This window comes from Funiculus sociatus GB2-C1 (genome assembly GCF_039962115.1).
Taxonomy (GTDB): Bacteria; Cyanobacteriota; Cyanobacteriia; order Cyanobacteriales; family FACHB-T130; genus Funiculus; species Funiculus sociatus.
In genome coordinates this window covers 1-16635 of sequence record NZ_JAMPKJ010000098.1, presented here as the reverse complement: position 1 = coordinate 16635, position 16635 = coordinate 1, and the positions used below count along the sequence as shown (strand labels likewise).

The following is a 16635-nucleotide window of genomic DNA, read 5'->3' as shown; positions in this document are numbered from 1 at the left end:
ATTCATCCACGAATTTTACGGTTGGGGAAGCTTGACGACGCTCTGTCATAGGTTGGTTCTGGCTTTGAGCAGTTTTAAGCCCATTATCCTCTGCCTAGAGTGATGAAAGAGCGTTAGAGCGTAAGCAAAACCCAACAAAACTATGATCAAGTCTAACTTGGTAGGTTTTTGTTTGTAACTTAAAACAATAACTTATACGCTTTCAATGTTTCCCTAGCAGTTCTTTCCCAAGAAAACATTTTAGCTCTTTCCTTACCCTTTTTAATCAATTCCTGACGAAACTGAGAATCACTAATTACCTGTAATATTGCCTCCGCCAACCCCATTGCATCGTTAGGATCAACCAACAACGCCGCATCTCCCACCACCTCCGGCAGTGAAGACGTATTTGAAGTAATAACCGGAGTCCCTAACGTCATTGCTTCCAACACAGGTAAACCAAAACCCTCATAGTGGGAAGGATATACAAAAGCATCAGCCTTAGAGTAAAACAAAGCCACCATTTCATCAGATAAATAGTCTAAGTGATGAATCTCGCTTTGAAAAGCAGAACCTTCAATTTCGGCAAATATTGGCTCGTAATGCCATCCCTTTTGGCCCACTAAAACCAATTGATGCTCTATTTTATACGTTTGCTTTAAATAATTAAAAGCTGCAATTAAATTAGTAATATTTTTCCTTGGCTCAATCGTACTTACAAATAGTAGATAAGGTTTAGAAAAATCGTACTTGTTCTCGTTACCATCAGGCTGGAAACGCACTTGGGAGGCTGCTCTCTCCCCTTTAGCGATAATTTCCTCAGCTAACAAATCCGACAAATATTCTGGATAGTAACGACTAGCCAAAGGAGTGACATATACGCGATTTGGGTTTACTTCCAAATATTCAACTATATCTCTTTTAGAACTTTCCGAGATAGTTATAACTAAATCAGTCCACTTTAAACATTCGCGGACACGGTTGGCATATTCTTTTACAACTGAGTTTATATAATGTGGATACTTAATAAACGTCAGATCGTAAAGAGTCATTACTTTTTTACTTTTTTTACATGGATATACAAAATAATTTGTTCCATGAATTATGTTTGGATAATTGAGAGAAGGTTCAAAATAAGATTGAAATATTTTTGGAGATGCTAAAAATAAAGGGTTAGAAATTCTTACAGGCAAAGGCATTACGTAAAGGTTGGAATACTCTGCCAGCAGTTTAGGACAGGATAAGTTGCTACGCAGCCAATTTTTCATGCCCGGCTGGTAAACAATGCCTAGCTGAAAGTGAATGTCACCCTGATTTTGTAGCAGATAAAGGTAACGAATTAAATTTGCGACATAAAGACCAACTCCGCTTGGTTTGGGCTGTACAGGAGTAGCGTCAATTACAAGTTTTAGCATCCAGTATTGGTGAGTTTTTTCAGGTCATGCTCAACCATTAATTCAACCAATTGCTCAAAGGAATACTGAGGTTTCCAATCTAGCTGATTTTTGATTTTATCAATTGAACCGACTAACTGCACTGACTCATCAGGTCTATAAAAAGCGGGATCTACAGATACATAATCTTGCCAATTCAATCCGACACAATTAAAAGCACATTCCACTAAATCTTTAACAGAATGGGTTTCACCACTGGCAATAATGTAATCATCAGGTTTCTCTTGCTGTAACATCAACCACATAGCATATACCGCATCTTTGGCATAGCACCAGTCTCGACGAGCTTCTAAGTTGCCTAGTTTCAGTTCTTTTGCCAAACCAAGTTTAATCATCGCAGCTGTGCTGGTGATTTTGCGAAACACGAATTCTGTCCCGCGCCGGGGAGATTCGTGGGTGTAGGTGATGCCGCAGCAGGTGTAGAGATTATACTGTTGCCTATAGTTAATCGTCATCCAATGGGCATAAGCTTTGGCGACACCATAAGGGTTTCGGGGGCGAAAAGCGGTGCGTTCGGTTTGGGGGGATTCGTCTGGTTGACCAAAAACTTCGCTGCTGGAAGCTTGATAAAATTTGGCATCTTTTTTGCAGCGACGGATAGATTCTAAAAGTCGAGAAACTCCAAGGGCAGTATATTCAGCTGTGAGAGCTGGTTGTGTCCAAGATAGGGGAACGTAGCTTTGGGAGGCGAGGTTATAGATTTCATCTGGTTGGGATTCACTAATAACATCCATTAAGGAAGATTGATCCAAAAGGTCGCCAGAGAGGATTTGAACTTCGCCGGAAAGGTGACTGATGCGGTCAAGGTTGCCAGAACTAGAGCGACGTACTAAACCAAATACCTGATAACCTTTTTCTAGGAGAAGTTCGGCTAAGTAGGAACCATCTTGTCCGGTTAGACCTGTAATTAATGCTTTTTTTATCGCCATGTTCTGAATGACCAGTGGGAGTTGAGAAAAAAGTTATTCAGCGGACTCATAATGGCTGCAATTGTTTGACCAATTACATACCACAGATGAAAAACGTTAACGGCAAGAAACATAATACCTGTATTTAAGCATAAGCCAATCAAGGAAACAGCTGTGTAACGAGGAAGGGCAATTATATGTTTACTACTAGAGCTAAATGTCCACCTGTAGTTAAGATAGTAAGAAATTATAACTGTAACTATAAATCCAATAGTAGTACCGAAAAAGTTGATTTAGCATATCAAGTACGGTTGAACCTTAATTGTTTGATAACGTATGATGCCGATTTAACTGACTTTTAAATTCCATTTTGTTGACAAAAAGAAATGAATCTTAAGTGCAGCTTTTAGTTATAAATAAGAACAAGATAAACCTATTTAGGTTTTAGTGGGATACCTAAATCAATTCATATTTTAACAATATTTGATAGATGCGTTGTAAAATGGCGAACGATCGCCTGCCAGTCAAACCGCTCTTGCACATAGCTTCTAGCAGTTTCAACACGAGTGTGCTTGGTTACTAAGTCCTCATCTCTAAGTTGAGCGATTGCTTGGGGAAATTGTCCTAACTCTACCACCAAACAGTGTTTTCCATTTTCGACCCCTAACCCTCTTACACCGACATCTGTAGAAATCACCGGAACACCAGCAGCAAAGTATTCCAGCATTTTCAGGTTAGTACCTGACCCAAATGTTACTGTATTTAATGCCACGTCAGCTACACTTAGGGCAATATCTTTAGTTTCATCATCTACTACTCCCATAAAGCCAACATTGGCAGGTCGTTTTTCCTCTCTAAAAGCCAAACCCACACTACCTAAAATGAGAAAATTCACATCAGGAAGTTCTTGCGCTATGTGGAAAATGTGGCGCACTGCCTCTAGATTAGGCCCATGCCAACTTCCCAAAAACAAGACGGTGAAACTTTTATCTACACCTAACTTCTTTTTCTTTAAGTTACGTTCTTCTAGAGAAAGGTAGTTAATTGTTTCTATATCTACCCCATTATGAACTTCAACTATTTTGCTTATATCAACACCGTATATTTGATTCACTGCCTTACCATCATCACTAGAACAAACCATGATTAATTGACTTACCTTGCAGCATTCATTTTCAACCTGGCGAGTTGCTTCTAGTAATTCACGCCCTTTGCGATTATCGGGCAGAATACTCTTTTTAAGTTCTACTTCAACATTGTGAGCTTCATACCAAATCGGTTGGTTACTCACAGCTTGAATGGCTGGTAAAAGATAAGGATGGGAAGCAACAACAAAATCTGAAGATTCTGTAGCTGCTCTCAAAGCTTCCACATAAGCAGGTGTCAGATGATATAGCTGCGGCATCGCTACATCAGTAATTGGTACTCCTACTTTCTGTTCAATTAGGGACTCTTGCTGTTGATGGAGCATTGATTTAGGAATTCGAGTCTCGTACAAGTTAGGCGCAATTTCACCTGTAAACACCTCTTGGTCAGCATTCGTAAATGTGACTAACTCGATATCAAACTGATTAGCTAAATTCCGATATAAGTGAAATACTCGGCTTTGCCCGCCTCCTCTGGGTGGAAAAACCGGAAATGTCAAAGCAACCGTAATTTTTTTTCGCCTGTTGATAAAGGTACCGGATGTAGGCGGCTTAATTGTATCTAGTAATTGGGCAACTGTATTTTCCCAGTTAATTCCTGCGACTAACTTCCGACCTGTCAGACCCATTTGCTTGGCTTCATCTCGATGCTCGCACAAATAGTCAATTCGTTCAGCCAGTGCTTGCGGATCAGAGGGAACAGAATACCCCGTTTCGCCATTAATCACAAACTCATTAGGGCCACCTGCGTCTGTGGTAGTCAGCACTGGTTTGCCACTCATCATTGCTTCTATAGTAACTAAGCCATAATCTTCATCGTAGGGAACGTAAAGAACAGTTAGGGCATCAGCATAAAGGTTGGTTATTTCTTGGTCATTTACAAATCCTAGAAAAATAATTCTTTCGTCATTTACTGCCAATTGTTTAAGAGAGTCAGCATCAGGACCTGTTCCACCAATTTTCAATTCAATATTGGCTTTGACATATTTCATTGCTTCGATTAAAAGGCTGACCCGTTTAGCACTATCCAAACGACTAACTGTGAATAGATAATCGCTGTTCCCCCTGCGAAAGGACTTAAGAATTGAAGGTGGATAAATAACTTCTACAATACTACCTTTAGGAAAATAACTTTTGCGATTTGCTACATTATGAGAAATTGCAGCATACTTTTTGATAGCACTTGGTGCTAAACCTACGCCATCTAGAAAATGAATAACCTGTCGTATTAAAGAGCCAGGGAATTGAAACGAATCTGATGGACAATTTGAGCTAAAACGTAGTTGATCTAATTTTGCAAAAACTTCTTTTAAAGCATCTCTATTTTCTCGTTCGCCTTTCATCAAGTGCTGTAAAGCAATGATTTCTGGATGATTTGAACTATATATTTCTGGGTAGCCGGTAAAATGATAGGTATCATATAAACCGCGTAACCGATGCAACATATAACAAATATGGTTTGGATGTTGTACCATCCAACCCGGATATTTTCCAGAAATCACTATATCAAAGTGATTTAAATCTAATTGTGAAAATTGCCTGTAACTATCCACTAATTCCCAAAAATTCCTTTCAGGACTTGGCAATTTAATTAAATCTGCTTGATGAGGAGTATTTTGGTTGATGCAGTTTAACAGCCCCCACCAAAGGTTTTCAGCACCACCAATACAAAATGGGACAGGGCTAGGAGCGATGATAGCAATTCTCATCTCTTGCACATCCAAAAGCTACAGCCATGTCTTTCAACATGCTTAAATTTCATATCTGATGCCCATAGAGGTTCTATAATATTCAATAGCTCTGGATTCAAGGATACATAAATATTTGGCAATATTACCTCGTAGTTTACTAATCCATTAGCCAATAAAGTTCCTAATAAATATTGTTCGTTATAGTACCTTTCTTTCCATTCGGATGGATAATCTAGTGGCCAGAAAATATCGTGAATATGAAGATAAGTACCCGACTTTAGCCTGGGCATAATATCTAAGAATAAAGCCGTAACATCAGAATTCATGAAACATCTGTGTGAACCGTCAAAAAATACTATATCATTCTCCCTAATGCTATCGAAAATATCTAAACTGATATCTTCTAAAGGCATCCGAATAACTTCATCGCATAGCTTATCAATCTCTGCTCTAGGTTGAGGATCAATTGAGATTAATTTGGTGCTTAAGCTATTGTCAATAATTGCTTTTTTTGCAAATTTTGTAGAATTGCCTGAACCAACTTCTATATATGTCTTTGGCTTGACTTCTGCAATAAGGCAATAAAGGGATACAGAGTCTAACCCAGGTAAAAACGGGTTTATATAACAGGGAGAATTTGAGTTTTCATCACCATAAGCCTCTATTTTCATCAAGTTAGGAAAATACTTTTCAAAACTCCTCAAGGTAGACTGATAAGAATTAACATTTTCTGTTAAAACTCGTTCAATATATTTGTTGGTGTTGCTTTCAGTGTAACGCGGCTCATTTTTGCTAGTTGTAGGATACTCAATATCAATTCTGAACATTTTGTTCCTCAATAACTTCGTTTACAGATTCAACCCGTAGTACAGTCAAATCCTATTTGCTATAAATCGGTTTATTGATCTATGTTGTCTTATTCCTATTATTTTTTTTCACAAACTACGTCAAATAACCAATGATCTTTGGATTGGATTTTAATTTTGGAAAATCCAGCTTGTTCTAAATAATGCTCCAACAGGAGCTGCGTAAAACCAGTTAAATGCCAATCCCCCTCGTAAGCCTGTGTTCCAAAGAGGCATTGAACTAATGTCTTCTGATCTTCGATAGATTGTTTCTCTTCCCATAAAAAAAGCTCAAGTAACCCAATCAAATTAGGAACTCTAAGCTTCAGAATACCTCCTGACTTAAGTAACCTCGACCACTCAGCTAGCGCCGGTTCGGTATCGCAGCGAGGGAAATGCTCTAGACAATCTTGGGCAACAATTTCCTCATAATAATCTGACGGTAGTATATCTAATTTTCTGATATCAGATACTAGGTCTGGCTTATGAAAATCCTGAAAATCTACGTTTATATAATCGGGCCTAATATCAAATCCGCAGCCTAAATTTAACTTTCGGGGATATTTTGAATGATCGAACTCACTAATTGGCTTATACTCAATTTTTTCGGTAACTTTTTGCTGTTGATTTGCTTTGTAGACCATTCGTGTGATATTACTGGCATTACTTTGAGATAACTTTGATATTTTGCGAATCACTTTGGAACTTAGGGACTTTAGAGTGTTCATAACTTTGGCTCCGTAAAGTCTTTTCAAAAAATTATTCGTGTAAAACCTTTTGGATGACGTTGTTCCAAGATATACCTAGAGCATGGTATCTTTCTAAACCTGCTTTTCCCATTTCAGCAGCACGTTGTTGATGAAAGTATAAGTCATCAACTGCTTGCGCGATCGCTTCCGGTTCAGGTTGGACAACAAACCCTGTTTCTTGGTTTATCACAAACTCTACTGGTTCTCCTGAATCAATGCAAGTAATCACTGGTTTAGCCGCTAGCATCGCTTCTAACGTTATATAACCATAGTCTTCATTATAGGAACCAAAAAATACCCCTAAGGAATGAGCATAGAAACCCAACATTTCATCATCTGTAAGCCGTCCGACTAAGCGTACCCGGTGACTGAGATTGAGCTGATAGATTGCATCCTGTAAAGCTAGTTTCTTTCCCCCATCTCCAGCCAGTAAAGCTACCACTGGAGATTTAACATACTTCATAGCTTTAATCAGTAGCTCCTGTCTCTTCAGGTCTTCTAAACGGCTAGGATAAAAAATGTAAGGTTGTGCTGGAGCTGTATAGAAATGATTAGCCAGCTTTGGTGGATGATAGAGAGGTATGGAGCTGATTTGATTGAAATCTTGAAGACGCTTTGAAACGGTTTTAGCTATAGTAAATCTTTTCCCAATGGTATGTAATGCTTCTGTGTCACGTACAATAATATCCTGTCTAAGTTCTTTACCCTCAGATGTTTGTGATAATCCTTCAGTAAAAGGAGTATTCCAGAGGTCATAGACAGCACGATGTTGATGTATAATCCAAGCAACTTTGTTGGGATGCTTTAAGTAAAAAGTGGGAAACTTGAGACAAATGACCAAGTCCATATTGTAGCCATTCATATATTCAAAGTTCTCACTTGCCCACATATCCATACTCCGCTTAACTTCACTTACTGGAGCAAAGCGAAAAGGCATTGATATTTCTTCAACTTCGTGTCCAAAGTTTTGAATAGCACTGGCTAAACCAGATACTAAATTTTCGGCTCCTCCCCGAATAAATGGTACTTGAACTGTAGCTAATCCTATTCTCATGCTTTGTAAGCTATCAATGCAAAATCACGCGAAACATTAATGTAGTCATTCAATTCCTCAAACCTCTTTTGAGATAAGCTACTCAGCTTTTGTTTGCCATCCTGTTTTTCAAACACATATATGTCACTTCTAATGAACCCTTGCAAATGCGCTACAAAATTAATAGTATCGGGATGAATAGGATGGCGATGAGTTGGGTCTCTGTAAAAATCTCCAGAACCTACTAATATATTTCTAGGATTAGGAGTTTCAAAAATTACCATACCTCCCGGAGTAAGTACCCGCAAAGTTTCATCAACCAACTTCATCAATAAATTAAAGGGCAAATGCTCGATAATATGAAACCCCGTTACAGCACCATAGATGGCATCAGGTAAACTCTGCAAGTAATCAATTACATCTGCCTCCATCACTTCAAGTCCTCTAGATCGGCATTGCTCCAGCATTACCCTGTTGATGTCTATGCCTCGTGCTGCATATCCCAACTTATGCAGCAATTCTAACCATTCGCCCCGCCCGCAGCCAACATCTAAAATCGGGTTGTCAAGGGTACCAACCTTGACTTCTTCAATTAAAGGCAAATAGACTTTGAGTCTGTTAAGTATCTCCTCCCGGCTGCCACGAAATTGATCTTCAAAAGCGACATAAAAAGCATCTGGCAAGTGTTGCTCTTGGTCAACAAAAGTTTGTAATTGATCTTGGTTAAAAGCTTCTGGTAATCTTTGCCTTGCTTCCTCGAAAAATAAGGTGAGTAGTCGCTTCTGTTGAACTAGGTCATTTTTGATATAACTATCATTTCTGAGATTGCGCTCGTCGGTGGTGCTGATCTGCTTCTCGGCGGTGCTGATGCGCTCGTCGGTGGTGCTGATGCGTTCCTCGGTGGCGCTGATCTGCTTCTCGGCGGTGCTGATGCGTTCCTCGGTGGCGCTGATCTGCTTCTCGGCGGTGCTGATGCGTTCGTCGGTGGCGCTTAGGCGATCGCTCATTCCTTGCAGCCGCTCGTCGGTAACATTCAAGCTATCCCGAACTCCTGCTAAACTCTCGTCGGTAGCGCTTAGGCGATCGCTTATTCCATTTAATTGTGTTTGCAGAGCAGTTATTTGTTCGCTGAGGTTTCGATTCAGTACTACACTGTCCCTTAATGCTTCGATTAAAGAATAATTAACTGCACGTTGCTCTTTTCGAAAAAAATTATATAGCTTAAGAGAAAACTTTTGTAACCATCCAGTTAAATTAAATGGAAACCGTTTAAACTTTTCCGGCAAATGAGTACGAACTTGTGATTTAAATTCAGCATTATGAAGTAAAGCTTCTATGTGGTTTATATAGCTTTCTACTATTACCCCCCCCACTCTGAATTCCCTATTGACTGGTTGTGATATGCTTTCACGTTTAGCAACTTCTTGACGGATTTTTTGGATTAATTCATTTACATTTATCTTAGGATTATTTTCTTCAACCATTTGTCTGACTCCCAGTTACTTATGTCGCTTTTGTTCTGATTAGTTAATCAACTAACATATTCATTCTATTATTTAGTTTAATTGTTATCCCACAATTCATATCTACTATACCTTCACAACTATTACTATTATTAACTTCAAATACCACCAACTCATCTATCCAATCGTAACTCAATCCTTCTTCAGAATGTATTCCTGCTGTTACCGTATAAACTCCTCTATTTAAGTAACAAGGCATTTGAAAAATTGCCGTTACTTCCTCGCCTTCCTTATATTTAGATATCTGAGTCCTCATTAACTGAGTGTTAGTTCCATAAACCACTACACCCATTAAGTTTCTAATAGATATACCAATAACTAAATCTGATAATTCTGCCTTAGTTTCCAAAAAAAGTACAATGTTAATAATTGTTCCAGTCTCAACCTTATTTCGGATTTCTCTGCCATCAGCCGATGTAATCTTCACGTCATTGATTACAGCTAGTTGGTTCCCATGCCTATGCATGAGATGTTCGTTTTTACCTTTTATGAAAGTATCTTCAATGGTGAGATTTGTATTTATTTTCTCATCCTCAAATTGAGTTTTATCTGAGCTTAGTACAGCAATGTAGTGATTTACTACATCCTTGGGATTACCTATTTCTATAATTCTTCCATGATTCATTAGAGCGGCACGTTGACATAGCATTTTAACACTTGAGGAATCATGAGAAACAAATAAAATTGTTACCCCTTGTTCCTTAAGCTGACGAATCCGCTTCATGCACCGAGCTTGGAACTTGGCATCTCCGACAGCAAGTGCTTCATCTACAATTAGAATTTTTGGTTCTGTATGGGCAACAACGGCAAATGCTAATCGCACTACCATGCCGCTCGAATAAGTTTTAACAGGCTGATCGATAAAATCTCCGATCTCAGCGAAAGCCTCAATATCATCAAATTTATCGGCAATTTCTAGTTGACTTAATCCCAAGATTCGCCCGTTAAAAAATACATTTTGCCGCCCAGTAAATTCTGGATTAAAGCCACTGCCGAGTTCTAGTAATGCCGAAACTCGACCGTTTACCCCTAGCTCACCAGTGGTTGGCATCAAAGTTCCTGCAATAATTTGCAGGAGGGTGCTTTTTCCAGAACCATTTTGCCCAATAATTCCTAGTGTCTCTCCCCTGTTTATCTCCAGGTTAATATCTTGTAACGCCCAAAACTCTTGGACGTGACTCCTCGTCGGTAGCAAAATTTCCTTAAGTCTGTCTACGGGACGCGCATAGCGCTTGTAGCACTTCGAGACATTTTTCAGAGAAATAGCAATATCACTCATCACACAGCTGTTGTTGTCCCAATACTAGAGTACATCAGCAAATGCTGGTCGTAACCGACGATACACCCATAATCCGCCAAAAAACCCCACAACAGAGACTAATGTAGCAACTCCCCACTCTCCCCAATGCGTCACTTCTCCCACCAAAATCAAATCTCTATACACTTCTGCGATCGCTGCCAGGGGATTCAACCAAAATACCCAACCTCGCCACTCTTGGGGAATCACCGATGCTGGATAGACAAGCGGCGTTAAATAAAACCAAAGGTTTAATATAACTCCCAGCGTCTGCGGAACATCTCTCAAAAATACCGTCAACCCTGCGGTTAAATACCCCAGCCCTGCTGTCAAAAGCAATTGAGGTAGCCATACTAGCGGCAACAGCCATAACGTACTGTGTATTGTATTTGATGACACTGCCACCAAGACAATCAACGCCATTAAGCCAAAGGTACTCTCAATGAACGCTGATAGCACTGGCACTAGAGGTAATAAAGCCAAAGGAAAAACTACCTTTTTCACCAAATTAGGCTGCCCCACGACCGAACCAGATGCCTGAAATAGCCCACCAGTAAAGGCAATCCAGGGAAGCAATCCTGCAAACAGCCACAAACCAAATGTAAGGTTATTTGTAGGCAATCCCTTGAGACTCAGCTTCACTTGCAAGACAATTGAGAAGACATAGGTGTAAATTAGCAACTGCGACAGCTGATTCAACAGGGGCCACAAATTGCCTAAGATCGACCCCTTGTATCGTGCCGACAAGTCGCGTTGCACCAAAGCTTTGAGCAAATCTAGCTTTGCCCACCACTGTTCGCTGAGTGGGAGCCAGTAAGCAAGTTTTTTTACCTTACGTGCAGCTGTCTTTATCGACTTCAACAACCTTTACTCTCCAGACGACAACCTGCACAGAAGCGCTTTTTCTTTAAGTCGGCAGCCCAAATTTAAAGTTCCCGCTTCTGTCACTTACACACCGCGCTTTCAGATTAACATCTGCTGAGTGTACGATTTTATAACAATTTGGCGCAAATACAAACCATCGACGAGCTATCTTAGGTAAAAACTTGTTTAGTTGCCATTTTGGACAATGGCGATCACTATCCGGATACTTGTAGCTGAAAGAGCTGAAAACTACCGCCTACGGTATCTCCTAACCTCTCCGCTGTTGTTTATTGTTATAATAAGTGTTTTTAACCAATGTACAAGAATAATCTTCCCCATTGTGTTATTCTTCTGGCACTCATTTCTTACTCAAAAGAAACTTCTATTAGCTGTATTCCTAAGCGTCTATTATCCCAATTCATTCCCATATTTATAGGTGTAAAACACCGAGAAGTTTTAATCCGTAGCATTATATCAGAACCACTGCTAATTTGAGAAATATCAAAATTATTTTCATATTGCCTTGGAGAATTGATATTACGTTTATGATGATAAATATTTTTACCCGACTGCTCTAAGTCGAAGTCAATTGTTAGAGGATACGTTTTATTTTCTGGATTGTGATTTGTATATTTTACCTTCATAGTTTTTCCAGTTACTTTGTAGTTACCTTCAAATAAGCCTCCAGTTTGTTGATCTTCATAGTAAGCTGCTTTATGGCAAACAAAACGCGGCTGAAAGGGAACCTTTCCGTAGCTTGTTTTCACTTCCATTGTTGCGGCAATGACTAATGCCGTTGCCGCTGCTATGAGAAAATAACGCCAGTGCTGAGAAAGGTTTTTATATAAGACTTCTTGTTGATCTGAGCTATCCTGTACTTCTGTATTAGCCGCCCCAAGCAATATAAATAAAATTACAAGTATGTTAGGGATTAATAGGGAGTGTCCGTAAAGATTGCCTAAAAAAATACCTATTATTAAAAGAGTTACTATTTGCTTATAGCGATTTTTCAAGAAAAATGCTTGGTAAACGAAGATAAAACAAAATACGCTAAAACCCACAAAACCTGTTTCAGCAAGAATCTGTAAAAAATAATTGTGAGCATTTTCGCCATTATAAATACCTGCAAAAAAAGCAGAATCACTAAACTCTCCAAATGAGCTTTGACGATAAAAGATTCCTTTCCCTAAACCAAGAATAGGATACTGGCTATACATTAAAAGAACCGATCGAAATATATCTGGACGGTCGCTAAGCACCGTGCTAAATTCTGCAAAAGATTTAGCCTTAGGCACTTGAGCAAGATATCTAAACAAGTCTCTATCACCCCAGTGATTTAACAGTATAGCTGCTGCCACGCCTACTAAAGCGATAAAAGCAAACGTCAATAAAGGCTTTTCCGATTTAGTTTTTATAAAATAAACTAAATAAATTAAAATTGATAGCAATAGCATTACTATCGAAAAACGAGAGCTGCTGACTACAACCCCCACCGCAGCCAGCAATGAGTACGCGCCAGCTATTATTCTTAATATTTTGTTAGAAGACTTAAGATAATAAAGAGCCCCCAGAAAAGCAGCTACGGCATATCCACCATAGGCGTGAAGGTCTGGGAAAAAGCTATTTACACCAAATTCAGCACCATCTCTGTTGTATCCAATACCTGTAATTTTGGAGTATACAGCGTAAGTAAGAATGATGGCGGAAGCAGCAAAAAGAGGAGCTAAAATGCTCTGATATAACTGAAACTTAGTCCTGACTAAGGCAAGTAACCTAATGCTGAGAGTTATAACAGCAGTAAAAATAAACAGATCCTTGAGCGGAAAATAATCATCATACAAGCCAGCGTAGCGAATATTAATAAGATTATGGAATAATCCTTGGAATGAAAATGCTGAAGCTGCTTGATACAAGTTGCGGGATATACCGATGGCAACCGTTAAAATAATAATTAGATGAAAAATAATTAGGAGATAAGCAAGAAAGCGGGTTTTATCTTGAATCCCTTTTAGTCCAAAATCCCATTTTTTTAGATAAATATCTTTAAACAAAATTGCTAGAATAAAGCCAATTACGGTATCGATACTTAAAAGGTCTAATATCAATAATCGTATTTGGAAAAGAGCGTCAAGGTGTTCGTAGACATTAGCAGTGAAGGGAATAACAAAACTGAGAACACCAAGCCCTAATAAAGGATGAATTATAGTAGTAATAAATAAAGTGAGAAATGAAATAAAGTTGCTCCAAGGAAAACTATTATAGGGCCTGACAAAAATGTGAAGTGCAAAGCACAAGAGCAGAAAGATATGAGAAGCTAAAAAGTGAAGGCGGACAATCTTACTCATAAGGCGGGAAAAATTTGCTTGTCCAATAAAACTTTATGCGAATAGAGCGCACAACCATACTCCTAAATCCCTAGTCAGCGGGAAGCTAGCTAGCTAGATGTTAAGGTTAGGAGCTTCCTGGCTTTGCTGCATACCTTGCCCTAAATCAACCCCTAAATGAGAATAAGCGCGATCGCCGCTATCTAATTTAACCAATCTCTAAGGTTTCATCCTACACTGTGGAATGGTTGATTGCATTGGAGCAGTAATGGAGATAGGTCAAAAAGTTAAAGTATACCGCCTCAGAGACAGGGTATCACCCGCGATAGTCAATAAACTGGGGAAAGTCGGAACCATCCAAGGTTACAGAATGACCGATGGTAGTGGCGTTGGGGTCGTAGTCCAATTCGAGGACAACTCAGCCACATGGTTCTTTGAAGACGAACTGAAACCTGCACAGTAAAGAGATGGCCTTGATTTTAACTTTTTTGGGCAAAGGCGGCACTGGTCGCACAACAGTAGCGATCGCAGCTGCAAAAAAACTGGCAAACCAGGGAGCGCGAGTTCTACTGGCTGGAGTTGACCCCGGCCCATCCCTCGGATTGCTGCTGGGGACACCCACCAGTCCCGACCCCCAGGAAATAACTCAAAATTTGCAAGTAGTGCAGTTCCAGTCGGCCGTCTTGCTAGAGCGCAGCTGGGAAGAAATCAAAAAACTGGAGGCGCAATATCTCCGGACACCCCTGATAAAAAATGTCTACGGTCAAGAACTAGGCGTATTGCCAGGGATGGATAGCGCCTTAGCTCTAAATGCCATCCGCGAGTACGATGCTAGTGGCAAGTACGACGTGATCGTTTACGATGGCAGCGGCGACCAGACTACCCTACGGATGTTGGGTATGCCAGAAATACTCAGCTGGTATATCCGTCGCTTCCGGAAAGTAGTGGAAGATTCCGACCTCTGGAAAACAGTATCGCCCTTTATTCAACCGATCAGCAGCGCTGTCCTCAACGTCTCATGGACTGGGGACAACTTCGCCCAACAACCCACCAATGAGGTGAACAATCTGCTGGAACGAGGGAAAGCAGCAATAGCAGACCCCTCTCGGACTGCTGCCTATTTGGTGACAACAGGCGATCCTACCGCTGTGGCAACTGCCCAGTATCTGTGGGGTAGCGCCCAACAAATCGGGCTGACTGTGGGCGGCGTACTGCTAAACCAGGAGCCTGTGACAGAAGGCATCTCGGTGAACTTTAGCCCTTTGGCAGTTAGTTCTCTTCCTATCTGTCCTCCTAGTGACTGGCAACCCCTGATAGAAGCTCTCCCAGATTTGCGTCAAGCTGCATCGGCTCCCAAACCGATTGAGATTGATATCTCTGCCCGTCAGGTACGTTTATTCTTGCCTGGTTTTGACAAAAAACAGGTAAAACTTACCCAGTCTGGCCCAGAAGTCACCATCGATGCTGGAGACCAGCGACGTAATATCTCTTTGCCGCCCCAGTTGAGCGGTCAATCCGTCAAAGGCGCTAAATTTCAAAATAGTTACTTAACGATTTCGTTTTAATTGGGAATTGGGGATTGGGGATTGGGAATTGGGAAAATGGCTTACCTAACCCCTAGTTTCTAGCCCTCAACCCCCAGTCCCTAGCCCCCAGTCCCCAGTCCCTATTACCTATTAGCAAATGACAACGGACAACGGACAACCAACAAATGATAACTCAGCTGAGCGCAGTGCGAAAACTCGGCAACTGCTAGGCATGAAAGGTGCTGCTTCTGGCGAGACTTCTATTTGGAAAATTCGCTTGCAGCTGATGAAGCCGATTACCTGGATTCCCCTGATTTGGGGCGTTGTCTGCGGTGCAGCTTCTTCGGGCGAATACACTTGGACTCTGGAAAATGTTCTGAAAGCTGCTACTTGTATGCTGCTGTCGGGGCCTATTCTGGTTGGGTATACCCAAACTTTAAATGACTTTTACGATCGCGATATCGACGCGATTAACGAACCTTACCGTCCTATTCCCTCTGGTGCCATTTCTGTTCCCCAAGTGGTAACGCAAATTTTGCTGCTGTTATTTGCAGGGTTAGGTCTTTCCTACGTTTTAGATAGATGGGCAGGGCATGATTTTCCTACCATCACCTGCATTGCCTTGGGTGGTACTTTTCTAGCCTATATTTATTCTGCGCCACCGCTGAAGCTGAAGAAAAATGGCTGGCTAGGCAATTACGCACTGGGTGCCAGTTATATTGCTCTTCCCTGGTGGACTGGTCACGCGCTGTTTGGCGAGTTAAACGCTACGATTATGATTCTGACGCTGTTCTACAGTTTGGCGGGGTTGGGAATCGCGGTGGTGAATGACTTCAAGAGTGTTGAAGGCGATCGCCAACTCGGTCTACAATCGCTTCCGGTGATGTTTGGCGTTGGCACGGCTGCATGGATATGCGTGCTAATGATCGATATTTTTCAAGCTGGAATTGCCGCGTATTTAATTAGCATCCACCAAAATCTTTATGCGGCAATCTTGATATTACTCATCATCCCCCAAATCACTTTTCAGGATATGTATTTTCTGCGCGATCCCCTGAAAAATGATGTGAAATATCAGGCAAGCGCTCAACCTTTTCTAGTTCTAGGAATGCTGGTTGCTAGTTTGGCATTAGGTCACGCTGTTTATTATTAGGTTGGGTTGAAATACGAAATCCAACATTGACGGGAGCATCCCGGTTTTGCAAGAATATCAAACAGATAGGAGTTCGTTGAGGTAAGCGCAACGTAGTTTGAGCATTTGACTCACATTTTTGGCTAACCACTGCGCTCCAGAAAT

The 16635-nt window shown here is 40.6% G+C and carries 14 protein-coding genes; 3 read left to right on the top strand and 11 right to left on the bottom strand.

What is annotated here, in order from left to right:
• Positions 1-179: 179 nt before the first annotated feature.
• The 11 genes from NDI42_RS26930 to NDI42_RS26885 all read right to left on the bottom strand — a co-directional run bounded on the left by NDI42_RS26930 (position 180) and on the right by NDI42_RS26885 (position 13833).
• Positions 180-1394 (bottom strand): glycosyltransferase family 4 protein, encoded by a 1215-nt coding sequence (locus NDI42_RS26930; RefSeq protein WP_190460634.1) that lies wholly within the window; start codon positions 1392-1394, stop codon positions 180-182.
• Complete coding sequence (locus NDI42_RS26925) at positions 1388-2362, bottom strand: GDP-mannose 4,6-dehydratase (RefSeq protein ID WP_190460632.1); 975 nt, start codon at positions 2360-2362, stop codon at positions 1388-1390. The genes NDI42_RS26930 and NDI42_RS26925 overlap by 7 nt, the downstream gene beginning before the upstream one ends.
• Positions 2353-2613: a GtrA family protein gene (locus tag NDI42_RS29015; RefSeq protein WP_399318501.1), complete on the bottom strand. Its 261-nt coding sequence runs from the start codon at positions 2611-2613 to the stop codon at positions 2353-2355. The genes NDI42_RS26925 and NDI42_RS29015 overlap by 10 nt, the downstream gene beginning before the upstream one ends.
• Before the next feature lie 194 nt (positions 2614-2807).
• Positions 2808-5195, bottom strand: a complete 2388-nt coding sequence (locus NDI42_RS26920) for a glycosyltransferase family 4 protein (protein ID WP_190460630.1) — start codon at positions 5193-5195, stop codon at positions 2808-2810.
• Positions 5192-6004 (bottom strand): class I SAM-dependent methyltransferase, encoded by an 813-nt coding sequence (locus NDI42_RS26915; RefSeq protein ID WP_190460627.1) that lies wholly within the window; start codon positions 6002-6004, stop codon positions 5192-5194. Before NDI42_RS26915 ends, NDI42_RS26920 begins: the two co-directional genes overlap by 4 nt.
• Before the next feature lie 98 nt (positions 6005-6102).
• Positions 6103-6720, bottom strand: a complete 618-nt coding sequence (locus tag NDI42_RS26910) for a class I SAM-dependent methyltransferase (protein ID WP_348231791.1) — start codon at positions 6718-6720, stop codon at positions 6103-6105.
• A 61-nt stretch (positions 6721-6781) separates the two neighbouring features.
• The gene (locus tag NDI42_RS26905; RefSeq protein ID WP_190460623.1) at positions 6782-7825 is read right to left on the bottom strand and encodes a glycosyltransferase family 4 protein; all 1044 of its coding nucleotides are present in this window, start codon (positions 7823-7825) and stop codon (positions 6782-6784) included.
• Positions 7822-9288, bottom strand: coding sequence for a class I SAM-dependent methyltransferase (locus NDI42_RS26900; protein ID WP_190460621.1), 1467 nt, complete (start codon positions 9286-9288; stop codon positions 7822-7824). The genes NDI42_RS26905 and NDI42_RS26900 overlap by 4 nt, the downstream gene beginning before the upstream one ends.
• Before the next feature lie 43 nt (positions 9289-9331).
• Complete coding sequence (locus NDI42_RS26895; RefSeq protein WP_199311492.1) at positions 9332-10606, bottom strand: ABC transporter ATP-binding protein; 1275 nt, start codon at positions 10604-10606, stop codon at positions 9332-9334.
• Between the two features lie 24 nt (positions 10607-10630).
• Positions 10631-11476, bottom strand: coding sequence for an ABC transporter permease (locus tag NDI42_RS26890; protein WP_190460636.1), 846 nt, complete (start codon positions 11474-11476; stop codon positions 10631-10633).
• 377 nt (positions 11477-11853) lie between these two features.
• Positions 11854-13833, bottom strand: coding sequence for an O-antigen ligase family protein (locus NDI42_RS26885; RefSeq protein WP_190460617.1), 1980 nt, complete (start codon positions 13831-13833; stop codon positions 11854-11856).
• A 247-nt stretch (positions 13834-14080) separates the two neighbouring features.
• Here NDI42_RS26885 and petP point away from each other — a divergent pair, with 247 nt between their 5' ends.
• The 3 genes from petP to chlG all read left to right on the top strand — a co-directional run bounded on the left by petP (position 14081) and on the right by chlG (position 16491).
• Positions 14081-14275: a cytochrome b6f subunit PetP gene (gene petP / locus NDI42_RS26880; protein WP_190425295.1), complete on the top strand. Its 195-nt coding sequence runs from the start codon at positions 14081-14083 to the stop codon at positions 14273-14275.
• A gap of 4 nt (positions 14276-14279) precedes the next feature.
• Positions 14280-15377, top strand: coding sequence for a Get3/ArsA fold putative tail anchor-mediating ATPase NosAFP (locus NDI42_RS26875; protein WP_190460615.1), 1098 nt, complete (start codon positions 14280-14282; stop codon positions 15375-15377).
• A 118-nt stretch (positions 15378-15495) separates the two neighbouring features.
• Positions 15496-16491, top strand: coding sequence for a chlorophyll synthase ChlG (gene chlG / locus NDI42_RS26870; RefSeq protein ID WP_190460614.1), 996 nt, complete (start codon positions 15496-15498; stop codon positions 16489-16491).
• The last annotated feature ends 144 nt before the right edge of the window (positions 16492-16635 follow it).

Coding starts and splice junctions, on each gene's coding strand:
- NDI42_RS26930 (WP_190460634.1), bottom strand. CDS start 1,394: ATGCTAAAACTTGTAATTGACGCTACTCCTGTACAGCCCAAACCAAGC.
- NDI42_RS26925 (WP_190460632.1), bottom strand. CDS start 2,362: ATGGCGATAAAAAAAGCATTAATTACAGGTCTAACCGGACAAGATGGT.
- NDI42_RS26920 (WP_190460630.1), bottom strand. CDS start 5,195: ATGAGAATTGCTATCATCGCTCCTAGCCCTGTCCCATTTTGTATTGGT.
- NDI42_RS26915 (WP_190460627.1), bottom strand. CDS start 6,004: ATGTTCAGAATTGATATTGAGTATCCTACAACTAGCAAAAATGAGCCG.
- NDI42_RS26905 (WP_190460623.1), bottom strand. CDS start 7,825: ATGAGAATAGGATTAGCTACAGTTCAAGTACCATTTATTCGGGGAGGA.
- NDI42_RS26900 (WP_190460621.1), bottom strand. CDS start 9,288: ATGGTTGAAGAAAATAATCCTAAGATAAATGTAAATGAATTAATCCAA.
- NDI42_RS26895 (WP_199311492.1), bottom strand. CDS start 10,606: ATGAGTGATATTGCTATTTCTCTGAAAAATGTCTCGAAGTGCTACAAG.
- NDI42_RS26885 (WP_190460617.1), bottom strand. CDS start 13,833: ATGAGTAAGATTGTCCGCCTTCACTTTTTAGCTTCTCATATCTTTCTG.
- petP (WP_190425295.1), top strand. CDS start 14,081: ATGGAGATAGGTCAAAAAGTTAAAGTATACCGCCTCAGAGACAGGGTA.
- NDI42_RS26875 (WP_190460615.1), top strand. CDS start 14,280: ATGGCCTTGATTTTAACTTTTTTGGGCAAAGGCGGCACTGGTCGCACA.
- chlG (WP_190460614.1), top strand. CDS start 15,496: ATGACAACGGACAACGGACAACCAACAAATGATAACTCAGCTGAGCGC.